Source organism: Lactiplantibacillus argentoratensis (assembly GCF_037290055.1).
In the GTDB taxonomy this organism is placed as follows: domain Bacteria; phylum Bacillota; class Bacilli; order Lactobacillales; family Lactobacillaceae; genus Lactiplantibacillus; species Lactiplantibacillus plantarum.
In genome coordinates this window covers 2,738,907-2,753,269 of the sequence record NZ_CP147647.1, presented here as the reverse complement: position 1 = coordinate 2,753,269, position 14,363 = coordinate 2,738,907, and the positions used below count along the sequence as shown (strand labels likewise).

Genomic DNA, 14,363 nt, shown 5'->3' with positions numbered 1-14,363 from the left:
TCTAGTCAATTATTTCTCATCAGTGGCTGTATCTGTCTTCAACTGGGAGTGTTTAACGGAATAGCCAAAGTAAACGACCATACCGATGGCTAACCATACCACGAAGCGAATCCAAGTGACAGGCTTCAGGTTGATTAGTAGGAAGACACAACAGATGATTGACATGATTGGTACAAACGGGACCCATGGCGTTTTGAAGGGACGCCGAAGATCTGGTTGTGTTTTACGTAACCGTAAGATGGAGAAGGAAACTAGGGTAAAGGCAGTCAAAGTACCGATATTCACCAGTTCAGCTAAGTCAGCTAATGGAATAAAGCCACCCATAATTGCGGCAATCGACCCAAACAAGACGGTTGATTTAAGTGGTGCACCGGTCTTGGCGCTAATATCGCTAAAGACATGGGGGAGTAATCCATCCCGCGACATGGAGAAGGAAATCCGAGTTTGACCGTAGAGACAGACTAACATTACAGTGGTCATACCAAGAATCGCGCCAAGGTCAATGATTCCGGCCATCCAATTTTGACCGGAGTAAATCAGAACGGCCGAGATCGGATGATCAATGTACTTGGCAAACGTTTCAAATGGGACCACGCCAGTCATGATGGCTGATACAGCCACGTAGAGAATGGTACAGATACCAAGAGACAGTAACATGGAACGTGGGAGTGTTTTGGATGGTTCCAATGTTTCTTCAACGCTGGATGAAATGGCGTCAAAACCGATGAAGGCGAAGAAAACGCTAGAGGCTGCGCCGAAGACCCCTTTGAAGCCAAATGGTAATAACGGACTCCAGTTTGCCGGTTTGATGAAGCGCACCGCGGTAAAGATGAATAAAAGAACAACGGCTAATTTAATCACTACCATGACGTTATTGACGCGTTTAGTTTCTTTGACCCCGAGAGACAATAAAGTGGTAATTAGGATAATAATGGTGAAGGCCGGCAGATTAAAATAGCTGGTCACACCAGGGACGGAACCTGCAGCTGCCGACAAAGCAGCGGGCAGTTTGAGGCCAAAGCCCGCCAAGAATGATTGAAAGTAGCCTGACCAGCCCGCTGAAACGGTTGAGACAGCGAAAAGGTATTCCAACATCAAGTCCCAGCCGATAATGAATGCAACAATTTCGCCGAGGGTTGTGTAGGCATAGGTGTACGCTGACCCACTTTCAGGCACCATCGCAGCGAATTCAGCATAGCAGAGTGAAGCAAACAGGCAAGCAATTGCAGCTAAGACGAATGAGATCATTAGGCCGGGACCAGCCGTCAAGGCCCCCGTACCAGTTAAAACGAAGATCCCGGTCCCGATGATGGCCCCAATTCCCAGCATCGTTAGGTCAAATGTTTTAAGTTCCTTTTTGAGCGGACTGTGATAAGTGGCTAACATGGCATTGATATCTTTTTTGCGGAGTAACCGCGTGTGTGATAAATCCATAATCATCGCCCCATTTCGATGTGATAGCTTTAGTTTAATCGGTTTTGACAAAGTTACGATGGTCAATCCGACCAAAATAAATATTCTGATGGGCTATAGTGACTAAAAGCCAAATAATTGGACGCAATCGCGCGACATCCTGCGACTTCTTATTGATTGTCTGACTAATCGTGATTAATTAGCTACGGTATTCAACGCCTACTAATAGGGTGATATAGCGAACATGGCGGGGATTGCTTTTCTGAAGGTTAACTTACCTTGTGATTGCTGAAGGACCTTAGGAAATATGGTTTGGGCTCACTAAATCGCCACTTGATTGATGCAACCTGAAGAACTGGAGAGAGTGAGCGGCTTATTGGAACCCTTTTTTATTGATATCGATTATATGAATCAAATTGGATAATTAATTTTCTTGCAGGTAAAACAGCCTACGAGAGACTGATGTAATTCGTTCCGGCCTTCCAATATCAACATTTATTGACCACATTTGCATAAATTTTATTATTCCAAATACAAACTTGATTGCAATTCTAAAATTAACAAATACGAATGATATTCATTAGTTGGTGACAATGGGTTTGACGTTTGCTATATTCAAAAGGAGAACGCAAATCAAGGCCTGACCAATATTAAAGGCCACTTGAAATTAGTAGACTACTGGGTCTGCTGATTGTTGCTGGTATCGAAGCTAGTGATTGCAATGACTGGCAGATCTTGAATCAAAAAAGGGGATAGCAAGCTGATTGGTTTGGTGTTGGTAATAAAAGTATTGATACTAGTACGTCTGCATTCATAATGTATAAAGCATTGCCAGACTATTTCCAGATAATAAAGTTGGGAGGCATTAGTCATGTCGTCATTTCTTAAAGCAAAGACCGTTACACATTACGTGCTTTTTGCAATTATCCTTATTAGTAGCTTCTGTTTATACGGGTACGTTAAAAATCGTATTGAGTTAAATCAAGCGAGGACTGTACTAACAACAATGTTAAAAAGCAGTCCTTATGACGTGCGTGTCTCGAGAAACACAATAATCAAGGAAGAATCCGGCCCTTTTAGCGGCATTATTTGGTATGAATACACATTTGCAACCAGCCAAACATTAGCGGAAAGTAAGAAATACAAAAAGTTTTTGCATCAGTCATCAAAAAATATGACCCTGAAAAATTGTCCCATCGTCTATCGCGTAATCGTCAGACCGCCGACTAAAAAAATCAAGCATTGGACGGGTGAAATCTATCTCGATACCAATCAAAAACTCAGCGCAACGGGACGTTCGAATTACGTCCAAGCCTTAAGCGCCAAGTCTTTGCGTGAACTAACGATTTCATAAAAAGCCCTTAACCAGGTGGCGCCAATGATTTAGCTTACTATCGGCCTATATTGAAAAACGGGGCAGGTAATGCGTTAGCTCAATCAGGCCATACAACAGATGTTCAGAAGAGGTTGTCGAATCGAGTTGTGTTGATTGTCTAATCAACGCAACTTTTTATTTGATGATTTAACTTGGTCAAAAATATTTGTTATGAGTTTCTCCGGTGGTAGCAAAGGTATACTGCAATGATTGAATAAGCCGATTCGTAAGATAAAGACCCACGAAAAAGCAGCTGGAAGACTTTACCAGCTGCTTCAAAGATTTGATTTATTAACGATGTCGTCGATAGTAACGGTAGACGACCGCTAATAAAATAATAATTAGTAAAATACCAACGGCCGCTCGCGGACCCGCAATGTGTTCGGTTAAGTGAAACATGCGAATGGGGCCGAGACCGTGAATTCCAAGCATTGCAAGCATTGAACGCGCCCTCCTTAAGCATAATTATTAGCTATTTAATGATTAAATGCAAAAATTATATTCGCAAAAGATTATTATCTCACTACTATCTGCGGTAAAATAAAACCATCATTAAAAATTAGGTGGGTGCCTCCATTGCAATATATTCAGCCAATTTTCTATACAATTATCGTTTTAAACGCGGCCGCGGCGTTCATTACCGTGTTCCGGGATCGCAATCGGGACATCGCGGCTACTTGGGCTTGGTTACTCGTGTTGATTTGGTTGCCGATTATTGGGTTTATCGCGTACGCCTTTGTCGGTCGTAAGTTACCGAAAAACCGGTTATTCCGGTTACGTAAAGAGACGCAAATTCGACTCGAACAGATGATTCAGCGGCAACGTGAAGCGCTGGGAACGGAATTGATGCCCGCAGATGCGGTCACTAGCTCGGTTCGTGGGATGGTCAGTTTATTCTTGAATTCCGATGGCGCGTTACTAAGCCGTAAAAACCGGGTCAAAATTTATACGGATGGACATGAGAAGTTCCATGCGATGTTTCAAGATATTGAAGCAGCTAAGAATCATATTCATATTGAATATTACACATTTTATAATGACCAGATTGGAAATGAATTATTACACCTATTAGAGCGGAAAGCGGCTCAGGGCGTCGACGTTCGTGTCTTGTATGATCCGTGGGGGTCGATGGGCACGTTCCGCAGCTTCTTTAAGCATTTAGAAGAACTTGGTGGGCATGCCCGACCGTTCTTGGGTGCTCATTCAGCGATTTTGGACTTCCGTCTCAACTTCCGTGATCACCGTAAGATCGTGGTAACGGATGGCCGGGTCGGCTACGTCGGTGGTTTTAACGTTGGTGACCAGTACCTTGGTCGTAGTAAGAAGTTTGGTTACTGGCGTGATACCCATTTGCGGATCGTCGGTTCAGGAGTTTTTGAATTGCAGGAACGTTTCATTCGTGATTGGAACGCCACCGATGCGGAACATCGAATCGTGCCAGACGTTAATATGTTCCCAGTCATTCGCGTTAAAGGGAATACTTCGTTACAGATCGTCTCCAGTGGTCCGGACAGTGATGCACAACAGATTAAATTGGGTTATATTAAAATGATTATGACAGCTCAACACCGTTTATGGATTCAGTCGCCATACCTAATTCCGGACGATTCCGTATTAGATGCGATTAAAATCGCTGCGATGTCAGGGGTTGACGTCCGCATTATGGTGCCGGACAAACCTGATCATGCCTTTGTTTACCGGGCAACTCAGTACTATGCCCGGGAGCTGGCAGATGCTGGTGTAAAAATCTATTATTATAATAATGGTTTTATTCATGCCAAGACCATCGTGATTGATGGTCAGGTGGCGTCAGTGGGCTCAGCTAATATGGACTTCCGGAGCTTTAAGCTCAACTTTGAAGTGAACGCCTTTTTATATGATGCTGATTTAGCACAAGAATTGGAACGGATTTTCTTAGAAGATCAAAAAATCAGTAGTTTGATTACCGTTCAAGACTTTAAAAATCAATCATTCTGGTTGAAGTTCAAGCAGACATTTTCACGGTTGTTATCACCAATTTTATAATTAAACAATTGAATAGATGATGCAAAAAAGACTGATTTTGGAAAGTTATTGACTTTCAAAACCAGTTTTTTTAGTGTTCCTTAGTCGTTCAAGTACAATTGGCGCAAATTATTAATATCCGCTACGGATAACCCAAGCACTTCTCGTAAATAACCAATACCATTGCCGTAGAGGTCGTCAAAGACCCGAAAGACCATCTTCACATTGTCGGCTTCAACAGCCATGGCAACGTTGAATTGGCTAGCTAGGTCACCAGCATTGGCCTTGGTAATGATCGTAGCGGTATCCATACTGTCTGCGGCCATGAAGACGGCGTTAGTGAGCAGGTAGTCCTGCATAATCGTTTCACGGGGGACGTCTAGGGCCGTCATAATGAGCGCACCCGCGACCCCCGTTCGGTCTTTACCAGCAGCACAGTGAAAGAGTACCGATTGGTCGGGCTGGTCGTTGGCGAGGAGGGTCGCAAATAAATTTTGCCAGACTTTCACGGCATGACTATCCGTAATCATTTGCGCATATGTTTGTGCGTTGAAGGAATCATCGACGACCATTCGCTTGATGAGCCGTTTTAAACGGCGATCAAAGCGACGATTATCAGTGAACGGATAGACGGACGTGTTGATATACTTAGTATTCTTGGGATAACGGTCTGGAGACATCTCAGCTTCATTGGCTTGGCGCAGATCGATATCATAACGGAGTCCATAGTTATCCAAGTAGGTGAGATCGCGGTTAGTGAGTAGTGACATGCCACCGCAACGCAGTAGCTTTTGCCACTTGATTGTCTGACCAGCGGTGTTCTCATAACCACCTAGTTCTCGGAAGTTAATACCGTGTTCTAGTCGTAAGACCCGATTGTGTTCCATAGTCTGATTACCTCGATTAGTGATTTAACTTTATTATAACCGCTTTCATTGCCGGTGTCAGGGTAAAGTGGGTGCAAAAATTAGAATTGGATACTAAAAAACTGTCAGACCAGAATTGGCTGACAAGTTTTTTTAGGTATTAGTGAGACTTAATTAGTCCCCGTTGTAAATCGAATTTTTAACTACCACATAGTCGCACTTAGTAATGGCCTTTAAATCCCGGCCACCGGCATATGAGATGGATGATTGTAAGTCTTCTTGCATCTCGTTTAAGGTGTCGACTAAGCGGCCCCGGTAAGGAACCAGCATTTGTTTACCCTCAACGTTTTTATGTTCGCCTTTTTGAGTTTCACTGGCGGAACCGTAGTATTGCTTATAAGTCTTACCATCGATTTTTAAAATGTTGCCGGGTGATTCTTGGTGTCCGGCCAACATTGAGCCAATCATGACCATCGTAGCGCCGAACCGAATCGACTTGGCGATGTCACCATTGGTCCGGACACCACCGTCTGCGATGATTGGTTTGCGAGCGGCCTTAGCACACCACCGGACAGCAGCTAATTGCCAGCCGCCAGTACCAAAGCCCGTTTTGACTTTAGTAATGCAGGCCTTACCCGGGCCAACGCCAACCTTAGTTGCATCGGCACCAGCATTTTCAAGGTCGCGAACAGCGGCTGGTGTGGCCACGTTTCCGGCAATTACAAAACTATCCGGAAGGACGTCTTTGATGTGCTTGATCATTGCAATGACACTGTCAGCATGACCATGTGCGATATCAATCGTGATATATTCTGGCACGATTTGATTAGCAGCCAGGTCGTCGATAAAGTCATACTCGCTGGACTTAACACCGACCGAAATAGATGCGTACAGTTGCGCGGCATGCATCGTTTCAATAAAAGCACGGCGGGTCTCGGGGGCGAAGCGATGCATAATGTAGAAGTAGTCGTTAGTGGCGAGCCACTTGGCAATCTCGTCGTTGATGACGGTTGCCATATTGGCAGGCACCACTGGAATCTTAAAACGACGGCCACCCAATTCTACGGTCGTATCGGCTTCCGAACGACTATTAATGACACACTTGTTCGGAATTAGTTGAATATCTTCGTAATCAAAAATCTCCATGCCCATGATGCAAAACTCCTTTAAGTTAATTCACGGTGTCGCGTTCAATTAGCCCCAAATATTGTGATCGATAACGTTAGTTTGTTCGCGATCGGGACCAACAGAGAAGGTGGCAATTTTAACGCCGACGAGTTCTTCTAATTTACGCAAGTAGTTCTGTGCATTAGTTGGCAGTTCCTCAAAGGTTTTAACGCCAGTAATGTCTTCGTCCCAGCCAGGAAGTTCTTCATAGATAGGTTTGCAAGCTTCTAATTCCTTCAGACTAGCAGGGTAGTGATAGATGGTTTCGCCGTTTAAGTCATAAGCGGTACATACCTTGATGGTCTTTAAGCCCGTCAAGACGTCTAAGCAGTTCAAACTAAGATGAGTAAACCCAGAAACTCGTTTAGCATGCCGTAATACAACGCTATCGAACCAACCAATCCGCCGAGGACGTTTAGTAACGGTCCCATATTCATGGGCCGTTTCACGAATGAAATCACCGACTTCGTCAAAGAGTTCAGTTGGGAATGGGCCGTCACCGACGCGGGAAGTGTAGGCTTTTAAGACCCCAACACAGTTATCGATTTTAGATGGGCCAACACCGCTCCCAATAGTAACACCACCGGCAACTGGGTTAGATGAAGTAACGTAAGGGTAAGTCCCTTGGTCAATATCCAGCATGACTCCCTGAGCACCTTCAAATAGGACGCGTTGACCGTTATCTAACGCATCATTAATGACAACGGAAGTATCGGTGACGAATGGTTTCAAAGTTTGACCATAAGCGTAATAGTCATCAAAAATATCTTCAAATTTCAGTGGTTCTAAGTCATAAAGCTTGGTAATAATTTGGTTCTTTTCAGCTAAGTTGCGCTTGAGTAACGCCGCAAAGGTGTCCTTATCAAGCAGGTCGGCTACGCGAATCCCGATTCGTTCAGCCTTATCCATGTAGGCTGGGCCGATTCCCTTATTAGTCGTCCCAATCTTGCCACCAGCTTTAGCTTTTTCTTGAGCGCCATCTAATGTGATGTGGTAAGGCAAGATGACGTGTGCCCGGTTAGAGATTCTAAGGTTGTCAGGATTAACGCCCTTGTCCCGCAAGTATTGTAATTCTTCAACTAATGACTTGGGATTTAAGACCACGCCGTTCCCAATGACAGCTAACTTATCATGGAAGAAAATCCCTGATGGAATCAGCCGTAATTTGAAAGTTTGCCCATTAAATACGATGGTGTGGCCGGCGTTATCGCCGCCTTGGTAACGTGATACCACATCTGCTTCCTGACTCAAAAAGTCCGTGATCTTTCCTTTACCTTCATCGCCCCACTGGCTACCTACTACTACGACTGATGCCATATTCTTCCACCTCATTAAATAGTTTAATTATGAATAATTAATCCTAAAGAGTAGTTAAACGTTCACCACTCCAACAAAAAAGAGTATAGCAACTTTAACGTCAAAACGCAACCTAAAAACCGAATGTTCTTGTTTTAGGCACAAATAATTGTTCATAATTAAGGCTAATTAGTTCGAAAAAAAGTCCTTAATATGGAAACGAGATGAAAAATAGCGTTATTTTTTCATTGTTCGTCTCTATTAATTACTCGAGGGGTATGCTATAATAATGTTCGTGTTTTGTTAGTGAATACCTATAAAGAAATGAGGATTAGCAATGATTGATCGTTATACGCGTCCCGCGATGGGCAAAGTATGGTCGTTAGAAAATCAGTACCAAGCATGGCTGGAGGTAGAGATTGCTGCCGACGAGGCCTGGGCTGAATTAGGGAAGATTCCAGCAAGTGATGTTGCTAAAATTCGAGAGAATGCCAAGTTTGATGTTGACCGGATCGCGGAGATTGAAGCCGTAACGCATCATGATGTGGTTGCTTTTACGCGCGATGTTTCCGAGTCGTTGGGTGCAGAACGTAAGTGGGTTCACTATGGGCTGACCAGTACTGACGTTGTTGACACGGCGCAAGGTTACCGGTTGAAGCAGGCTAACGCGATTATTCGCCAAGACTTACAAGATTTACGGGCGACACTAGCACAACAAGCGAAAAAATATAAATATACGGTTGAAATGGGGCGGACACACGGCGTCCACGCTGAACCAACCACGTTTGGATTGAAGATTGCCCGGTGGTATTCTGAAATTAATCGGGATATCGAGCGTTTTGAACACGCGGCCACAGGCGTTGAAGCGGGTAAAATCAGTGGGGCCGTTGGGACTTTTGCGAACATTCCACCATTTGTTGAAGAATTTGTCTGCAAACAACTTGGATTGCGCGCACAAGAAATTTCAACGCAAGTTTTACCACGGGACTTACATGCCGAATACATTGCTAGTTTGGCTTTGATTGCAACAAGCGTTGAAGTGTTTGCAACCGAAATTCGTGGTTTGCAAAAATCTGAAACTCATGAAGTTGAAGAATTCTTTAATAAAGGTCAGAAAGGCTCATCAGCAATGCCTCACAAGCGTAATCCCATCGGTTCTGAGAATGTGACGGGGTTGGCACGGGTTATTCGCGGCCACATGATGACCGCCTATGAAGATGTGCCGTTGTGGCATGAACGGGATATTTCCCACTCTTCTGCGGAGCGGATCATCTTACCAGATACCACGATTTTAGTGGATTATATCTTAACTCGAATCAATAAGATTATTAAGACGCTGACGGTGTTCCCAGAACGGATGAAGCAAAACATGGATGCGACTTACGGGTTGATCTACAGTCAACGGGTCTTGCTCAAGTTGATTGATACGGGGATGTCTCGTGAAAGTGCTTATGACCTCGTTCAACCACTGACGGCTAAGTCATGGGATGAACAGTTACAATTCAAGCCACTTGTTGAAGGTAACGCCGAGATTCGTGAACATTTGGATCAGGCTGCGATTGATGATGCGTTTGACTATCATTACCATCTTCGCCACGTTGATGATATTTTCAAACGATTGGGATTAGACGATTAAATTAAAAATGATGAAGAGGCTGTGACATAAGTCTCTAGAAACAAAGCAGGTCTGGAAAAATCTTCGAATTTTTCCAGACCTGCTTTTGATATAATAGACCCGAATTGTCAAATTAAGTTAGAAATTTTTTAACTGTTCATCTGTAATCTGACTGATGAATGCTTCCAGAGGTGTCTGGTAACCCAAACTTTTTCGTGGGATGTGGTTTCGTCGACTGGCAACTGCTTGAACAAATCTATCTGATAGCTGGTCCATAATAAGATTGTGACGTAAACCATCTTTACGCAGCAGACCATTGGTGTTCTCATTTAAACCACGTTGATTGGGTGCTCCGACAGCGGCAAAGTAAATATTTAAATCAAATTGGTTAGCAATGGTTCGCCAACCGGCGAACTCCTTACCATTGTCAAACGTAATTGACTTAAATAGGTGTCGTGGCAGCTTCGAAAGCCATCCTGCTAAACTACGATTGACATCGTGTGCCGACTTGGTATGCGAATTCAGCACAATTGCGACCTTAGTTTGTCGTTCAACCAGCGTGGTTACCGCACCCTGATGGTTTTTACCTTGAACCGTGTCACCTTCTAAATGGCCGAATTCTTGATTAAAATTAGGATAGTCCTGATAACGATTCTTTAAATCCCTGCCCAATTGACCCGCTTTCCCACGGCGTTCAATGTAACCATTAGGGTGCCGTTTGCCGTGCATCGGTAAATCTTTGGTCGACAACCCCAAAACACCGCGTTTGAAAAGGCGGTAAAGGGTTCGAACCCCACAGCTGAAAGCCCGTTCTTGGCGATTAATAATGGTATCTGGTTGCCAACCAGCTTGAGTTTTGGCTTGAATATAGGCCAGTTCATCAGGGCGTAGTTGAATTGGTTTACGCCCACAATGTTGTTTATGCTTTCGATAGTGGCATTGGTAATCAATAATCGTACCGCCAGCGTCAAGAAACCGATAAATACGATACACAGTTTCAGCACTCCGATGGAGCGCTGGGGCCACTAGATAAGCCTTTTTACCGAGTTTCCAAAAAGAATAAATTGTGGCAAGTTCGTCTATGGTAAGATGAGTATAGGTCATTTGTGATCAGCCTTTCTTTTGATTTTGACACTCAAAAGTCTATCACAAATGGCTTTTTAAATTTCTAACTTAATTTTACAAACCGGGAGAAAATAAAAAAAGAGCATCGGTCGCACCCGATACTCTACGAAATTATCCTCGAAAGGACATTCCTAATATGCAAGATTATTATAACATGAATCAAACCACTTTGAGTATCGCCTTGGATTACCAACCAGAAGAGCATCATTCTGCTCGTTACATCAACCAGCTTGTTGAGAGTTTAAAACTAAAATATGATTACCAGTTTGGCCGTCCGCGGGAATATAACCTCGGTGCCATGTTAAAACTGGTCCTTTTAGCGTACAGCTATGGCATTTTCAGCAGTCGTAAAATTGAACAGTTTGCCCATGGAAGCAACTAAGCAGGTTTCCCCGAACCCAGCCAAACAGCAACGCCGGACTGTTAAATCACAAAAACGTAAGTTGGATAAACGACGTGATAAAATGCGTGAACACCAAGCACAGCAAGCTATTTATGATCAACGTAACAGCTACTCTAAGACGGATCACGATGCCACCTTTATGCGGGTCAAGGAAGATCCGATGCAAAACGGTCAATTAAAACCTGCCTACAACGTTCAAATCGCCACGAGTAATCAGTTCATTACGGGATATCGGCTTTTCCAAAATCCAACCGACACACGAACCTTACAACCGTTTATTGAACATTTAAAGGCCAGCAATGTGTTAGGTCACACCATCGTTGCCGATGCCGGATACGGTTCCGAAAGTAATTATCGGTACTCGGAAGATGAATTCGGTCAGCATACCGTTTTGATTCCCTACGGCACAATGCTTAAAGAATACATTGCCGAAAAGTATGATGAAAATCATCAACTAATTTCCGCGGCACTAACACCAAAAGGATATCTTAAAAGGATTTCCGTGAACGAAAATTGGGAATATTTCAAATCGAAACAACGAGAATTACTTTCAGCTCCAGAAACTGGTCAGATCTACGCTCAACGTAAGATCGATGTTGAGCCAGTTTTTGGCAAGATGAAGGCTTCTTTACATTTCAATCGATTCTCGGTGCGAGGTTTCGACAAGGTCACCAAGGAAGCCGGAATCGTAATACTGGCGTTAAACATTATGAAACAGGTCACGGTAGGGACCGGCTTTAAAAATCAAAGGCGTAAACAAATGGGACGAGAAACCAAAATTCGGTTTCTCGTCCCATTTACTTATACAGAGGCTAGTTATGTCACAGCCTCTTTTTATTAGGGGAAGTTTATTTCGGCACGATGATTCATACTAGCTAATTTTGAGTCAACAGTATATAATGTAATACGATGGTAAACGAACGGAGGGATATAATGAGCACGAAATTAATTAAGGATAAAACTGTGTCAACGCGAGTAACTGCGGATATTAGTGAACGGGCCAAAAATAACTTGGCTAAACAAGGATTGACTATTTCCGAGTATATTCGTTTGTCCTTGGTCAAGGCTGCGAACAATGAAGTTCGGTTAGTTAGCTTCTTAGATTCTACAGAAGCATTAGCAGCCAAGAGGGAGGCTGAAACAGGGCAAGTGAAAACAATTGGTACATTAAGTGATTTTGACGATTGGATAGATAAGTTAGATGAAAATTAAACAAACCGCATCATTCGAACGTCAGTTGAAAAAGTTAGCTAAGAAACATTTTCCGGTTGCGGTTTTAAAATCTTGTTTAAAGGCAATCACTGAGCATGATGACGCTGTCCTAAAGCGGATTAAAGACCACGCATTAAAAGGCAAGTGGCAGGGGTATCGTGAATTTCATCCTGCAAGGTACGGTCATTACAGCAAAACATATGATGGCTGGATTGTTATTTATCGTTTAGAACAAAATGAATTAATCTTATTATTAGTCGCGACAGGTTCCCATGGAGTGCTGAATCAATAATCAAATATTTTTGATCGTAGTGAATTGACATGCAATGGAGAGCGTTCACTTGTAGTTGATGGCTTTGGTAGCGACAACTTAATCAATAGCGAAGTGCTTGGTGCTGGCGTGCCAGGCACATTTTTTATGCACGCCCTCATTGTATATACATATGTATGCACATTGGTTCTATTTTAGTATATACTATAGTCATGAATATGAGAAAGGGTGGTAACTTATGAGCAAGCTGGTGACATTGAGAAAGTCAGGCAACAGCCTTATTTTAACGGCTCCTGCTGATTTGAAAAATGAAGTTGGCCGTCAATACTCTGTTGATAAGCGATCGGATGGCTCTATTATTTATCAGCCAACAACCAAAAAGAATATTTTTGATAACCCGGATTGGCTACAGTATGACTACCAAAAGGACTTAACAGAAGACCCTGAATTACAACCATTGAATCCTGTCGGAAAGGAACGACTAGAAGAATGAGATTTCCAGAGCAGAAAGATGTTGTTGTAGTGGATGCCGAACTACATTCTGGTAAAGAATACGGCGGACATGCACCGAGTGCTGGTAATGTTAGACGCCATATGGTGGTTATGAGTTCTGACAGTTACACACGGGCTACGGGCATGATACTAGCCATGCCGATTACGACAGCACAGCGGTACATGAATAACCCCCGGTATTTTCCAATTCTACTAGCCGGAGGCCCCAAAGATGGTGTTAGGGGATTTATCGCATTATGGCAGTTACAAAACTTTGATTTTGTATCTCGTAACGGCAGGGTGGTTAATCGTATTAACGACAAGACTTACAAGGAAATCCTTCCTTATGTTAAAGACATGTTGGGGTTGTAAATTACTATAATTGAATCATCAAAGTGCTTGGTGCTGATGCACCCGGCACTTTTTTCCATGTGTTCAATTGGCGAAAGAAGGTTAACAACTCGGGATAGAATGTCTTGTAGTCAATTTTGTTGTCCCAATTGTCAACCGTCCATTCTCCGAGTTATTGCTGGAATTGTTGCGCTTGCAATTCAGCTGGTAAGGGGGAGCTGATCGGCAGTTTTCGCTGTTCGCATAAACTTTTGATAAGCTGAAAAGGTCGCCATACCTTGCTTGGTCACCATATCATGACCAAGCTTATTAGCCAGCTCTTGTTCGGCCTATGCTAAACGTTGTTTTACGGTGGGAGTGTCTAAATTCTTTGACATAATAATTGCTCCCTTGAATCACGCGTATTAACCTAAATCTTTTATAAATGGCGATTAACGGCTAGTAAAATAAACGATACTTTCCGTGAGTATAGTTAGAAACTACTACTAGATTGTGTTTTGTTTGCTCTACTTGATAATTGGTATTAGCTTTAATAATATTTGTTCCTTTGCTTAGGACATGCGTCGATGTGCCATTAATTATAGGTGTGCCAAACTGATTTGGTGTGACTGATGGCCCTTCATATAAATGCCAATTAGCTATTGATAATGAGTTGTCAGTTTTAGCTTGTATAATAACATTTGCATGGTATTCATTTTTCTTCAAATGTTGTCCCGTTACTTGCAGAGATAATTTTTTAGAGATTGGCACGAATTTGTTTTTTTAACATGTAT

14 protein-coding genes and 1 pseudogene are annotated in these 14,363 nt (G+C 43.0%); 8 read left to right on the top strand and 7 right to left on the bottom strand.

Annotation, left to right across the window (positions count from 1 at the left end; genetic code table 11):
- Nucleotides 1-9 precede the first annotated feature (9 nt).
- Nucleotides 10-1,434, bottom strand: a complete 1,425-nt coding sequence (locus tag V7R88_RS13180) for an amino acid permease (protein WP_011102103.1) — start codon at nt 1,432-1,434, stop codon at nt 10-12.
- 985 nt (nt 1,435-2,419) lie between these two features.
- Between V7R88_RS13180 and V7R88_RS13175 the strand changes: the two genes are divergently transcribed.
- The gene (locus V7R88_RS13175; RefSeq protein ID WP_227060246.1) at nt 2,420-2,767 is read left to right on the top strand and encodes a hypothetical protein; all 348 of its coding nucleotides are present in this window, start codon (nt 2,420-2,422) and stop codon (nt 2,765-2,767) included.
- A gap of 312 nt (nt 2,768-3,079) precedes the next feature.
- Here the strand turns inward: V7R88_RS13175 and V7R88_RS13170 are convergent, their stop codons facing one another.
- Nucleotides 3,080-3,229 carry a hypothetical protein gene (locus V7R88_RS13170; RefSeq protein ID WP_003642495.1) on the bottom strand — a complete coding sequence of 50 codons (150 nt, stop codon included), beginning with the start codon at nt 3,227-3,229 and terminating at the stop codon, nt 3,080-3,082.
- Nucleotides 3,230-3,364: 135 nt separating this feature from the next.
- Between V7R88_RS13170 and cls the strand changes: the two genes are divergently transcribed.
- On the top strand, nt 3,365-4,813 hold the full coding sequence (cls, locus tag V7R88_RS13165; RefSeq protein WP_054396019.1) for a cardiolipin synthase: 1,449 nt from the start codon (nt 3,365-3,367) through the stop codon (nt 4,811-4,813).
- 80 nt (nt 4,814-4,893) lie between these two features.
- Here cls and V7R88_RS13160 read toward each other — a convergent pair whose 3' ends face one another.
- The 3 genes from V7R88_RS13160 to V7R88_RS13150 form a co-directional block, all read right to left on the bottom strand.
- Nucleotides 4,894-5,679 carry a tyrosine-protein phosphatase gene (locus V7R88_RS13160; RefSeq protein ID WP_054396017.1) on the bottom strand — a complete coding sequence of 262 codons (786 nt, stop codon included), beginning with the start codon at nt 5,677-5,679 and terminating at the stop codon, nt 4,894-4,896.
- A gap of 153 nt (nt 5,680-5,832) precedes the next feature.
- Nucleotides 5,833-6,804: a GMP reductase gene (locus tag V7R88_RS13155; protein WP_003645478.1), complete on the bottom strand. Its 972-nt coding sequence runs from the start codon at nt 6,802-6,804 to the stop codon at nt 5,833-5,835.
- 48 nt (nt 6,805-6,852) lie between these two features.
- Entirely contained in the window at nt 6,853-8,142 is a 1,290-nt protein-coding gene (locus tag V7R88_RS13150; RefSeq protein ID WP_003643473.1) for an adenylosuccinate synthase, read from the bottom strand.
- 316 nt (nt 8,143-8,458) lie between these two features.
- On the opposite strand from V7R88_RS13150, the gene purB reads away from it, so the two are divergent.
- Nucleotides 8,459-9,757, top strand: coding sequence for an adenylosuccinate lyase (gene purB / locus V7R88_RS13145; protein WP_054396015.1), 1,299 nt, complete (start codon nt 8,459-8,461; stop codon nt 9,755-9,757).
- Between the two features lie 117 nt (nt 9,758-9,874).
- Here the strand turns inward: purB and V7R88_RS13140 are convergent, their stop codons facing one another.
- A complete protein-coding gene (locus V7R88_RS13140) occupies nt 9,875-10,840 on the bottom strand; it encodes an IS30 family transposase (RefSeq protein ID WP_033609918.1) in 966 nt (321 codons plus the stop codon).
- A gap of 157 nt (nt 10,841-10,997) precedes the next feature.
- On the opposite strand from V7R88_RS13140, the pseudogene V7R88_RS13135 reads away from it, so the two are divergent.
- The 5 genes and pseudogenes from V7R88_RS13135 to V7R88_RS13115 all read left to right on the top strand — a co-directional run bounded on the left by V7R88_RS13135 (nt 10,998) and on the right by V7R88_RS13115 (nt 13,611).
- A pseudogene (locus tag V7R88_RS13135) lies at nt 10,998-12,105 on the top strand (transposase).
- A gap of 92 nt (nt 12,106-12,197) precedes the next feature.
- Nucleotides 12,198-12,476 (top strand): type II toxin-antitoxin system RelB/DinJ family antitoxin, encoded by a 279-nt coding sequence (locus V7R88_RS13130; protein WP_054399718.1) that lies wholly within the window; start codon nt 12,198-12,200, stop codon nt 12,474-12,476.
- Complete coding sequence (locus tag V7R88_RS13125) at nt 12,466-12,768, top strand: type II toxin-antitoxin system YafQ family toxin (RefSeq protein WP_054399716.1); 303 nt, start codon at nt 12,466-12,468, stop codon at nt 12,766-12,768. Before V7R88_RS13130 ends, V7R88_RS13125 begins: the two co-directional genes overlap by 11 nt.
- A 217-nt stretch (nt 12,769-12,985) precedes the next feature.
- Nucleotides 12,986-13,240, top strand: coding sequence for a hypothetical protein (locus V7R88_RS13120; RefSeq protein ID WP_054399713.1), 255 nt, complete (start codon nt 12,986-12,988; stop codon nt 13,238-13,240).
- A gap of 29 nt (nt 13,241-13,269) precedes the next feature.
- Nucleotides 13,270-13,611 carry a type II toxin-antitoxin system PemK/MazF family toxin gene (locus tag V7R88_RS13115; RefSeq protein WP_231957301.1) on the top strand — a complete coding sequence of 114 codons (342 nt, stop codon included), beginning with the start codon at nt 13,270-13,272 and terminating at the stop codon, nt 13,609-13,611.
- Between the two features lie 417 nt (nt 13,612-14,028).
- Here V7R88_RS13115 and V7R88_RS13110 read toward each other — a convergent pair whose 3' ends face one another.
- The gene (locus V7R88_RS13110) at nt 14,029-14,340 is read right to left on the bottom strand and encodes a hypothetical protein (RefSeq protein ID WP_143142901.1); all 312 of its coding nucleotides are present in this window, start codon (nt 14,338-14,340) and stop codon (nt 14,029-14,031) included.
- Nucleotides 14,341-14,363: the final 23 nt, after the last annotated feature.

Bases quoted from the DNA above. Each gene is read 5' to 3' on its own strand.
- V7R88_RS13180 (WP_011102103.1), bottom strand. From the start codon at position 1,434: ATGGATTTATCACACACGCGGTTACTCCGCAAAAAAGATATCAATGCC.
- V7R88_RS13175 (WP_227060246.1), top strand. From the start codon at position 2,420: ATGTTAAAAAGCAGTCCTTATGACGTGCGTGTCTCGAGAAACACAATA.
- V7R88_RS13170 (WP_003642495.1), bottom strand. From the start codon at position 3,229: ATGCTTGCAATGCTTGGAATTCACGGTCTCGGCCCCATTCGCATGTTT.
- V7R88_RS13160 (WP_054396017.1), bottom strand. From the start codon at position 5,679: ATGGAACACAATCGGGTCTTACGACTAGAACACGGTATTAACTTCCGA.
- V7R88_RS13155 (WP_003645478.1), bottom strand. From the start codon at position 6,804: ATGGAGATTTTTGATTACGAAGATATTCAACTAATTCCGAACAAGTGT.
- V7R88_RS13150 (WP_003643473.1), bottom strand. From the start codon at position 8,142: ATGGCATCAGTCGTAGTAGTAGGTAGCCAGTGGGGCGATGAAGGTAAA.
- purB (WP_054396015.1), top strand. From the start codon at position 8,459: ATGATTGATCGTTATACGCGTCCCGCGATGGGCAAAGTATGGTCGTTA.
- V7R88_RS13140 (WP_033609918.1), bottom strand. From the start codon at position 10,840: ATGACCTATACTCATCTTACCATAGACGAACTTGCCACAATTTATTCT.
- V7R88_RS13130 (WP_054399718.1), top strand. From the start codon at position 12,198: ATGAGCACGAAATTAATTAAGGATAAAACTGTGTCAACGCGAGTAACT.
- V7R88_RS13125 (WP_054399716.1), top strand. From the start codon at position 12,466: ATGAAAATTAAACAAACCGCATCATTCGAACGTCAGTTGAAAAAGTTA.
- V7R88_RS13120 (WP_054399713.1), top strand. From the start codon at position 12,986: ATGAGCAAGCTGGTGACATTGAGAAAGTCAGGCAACAGCCTTATTTTA.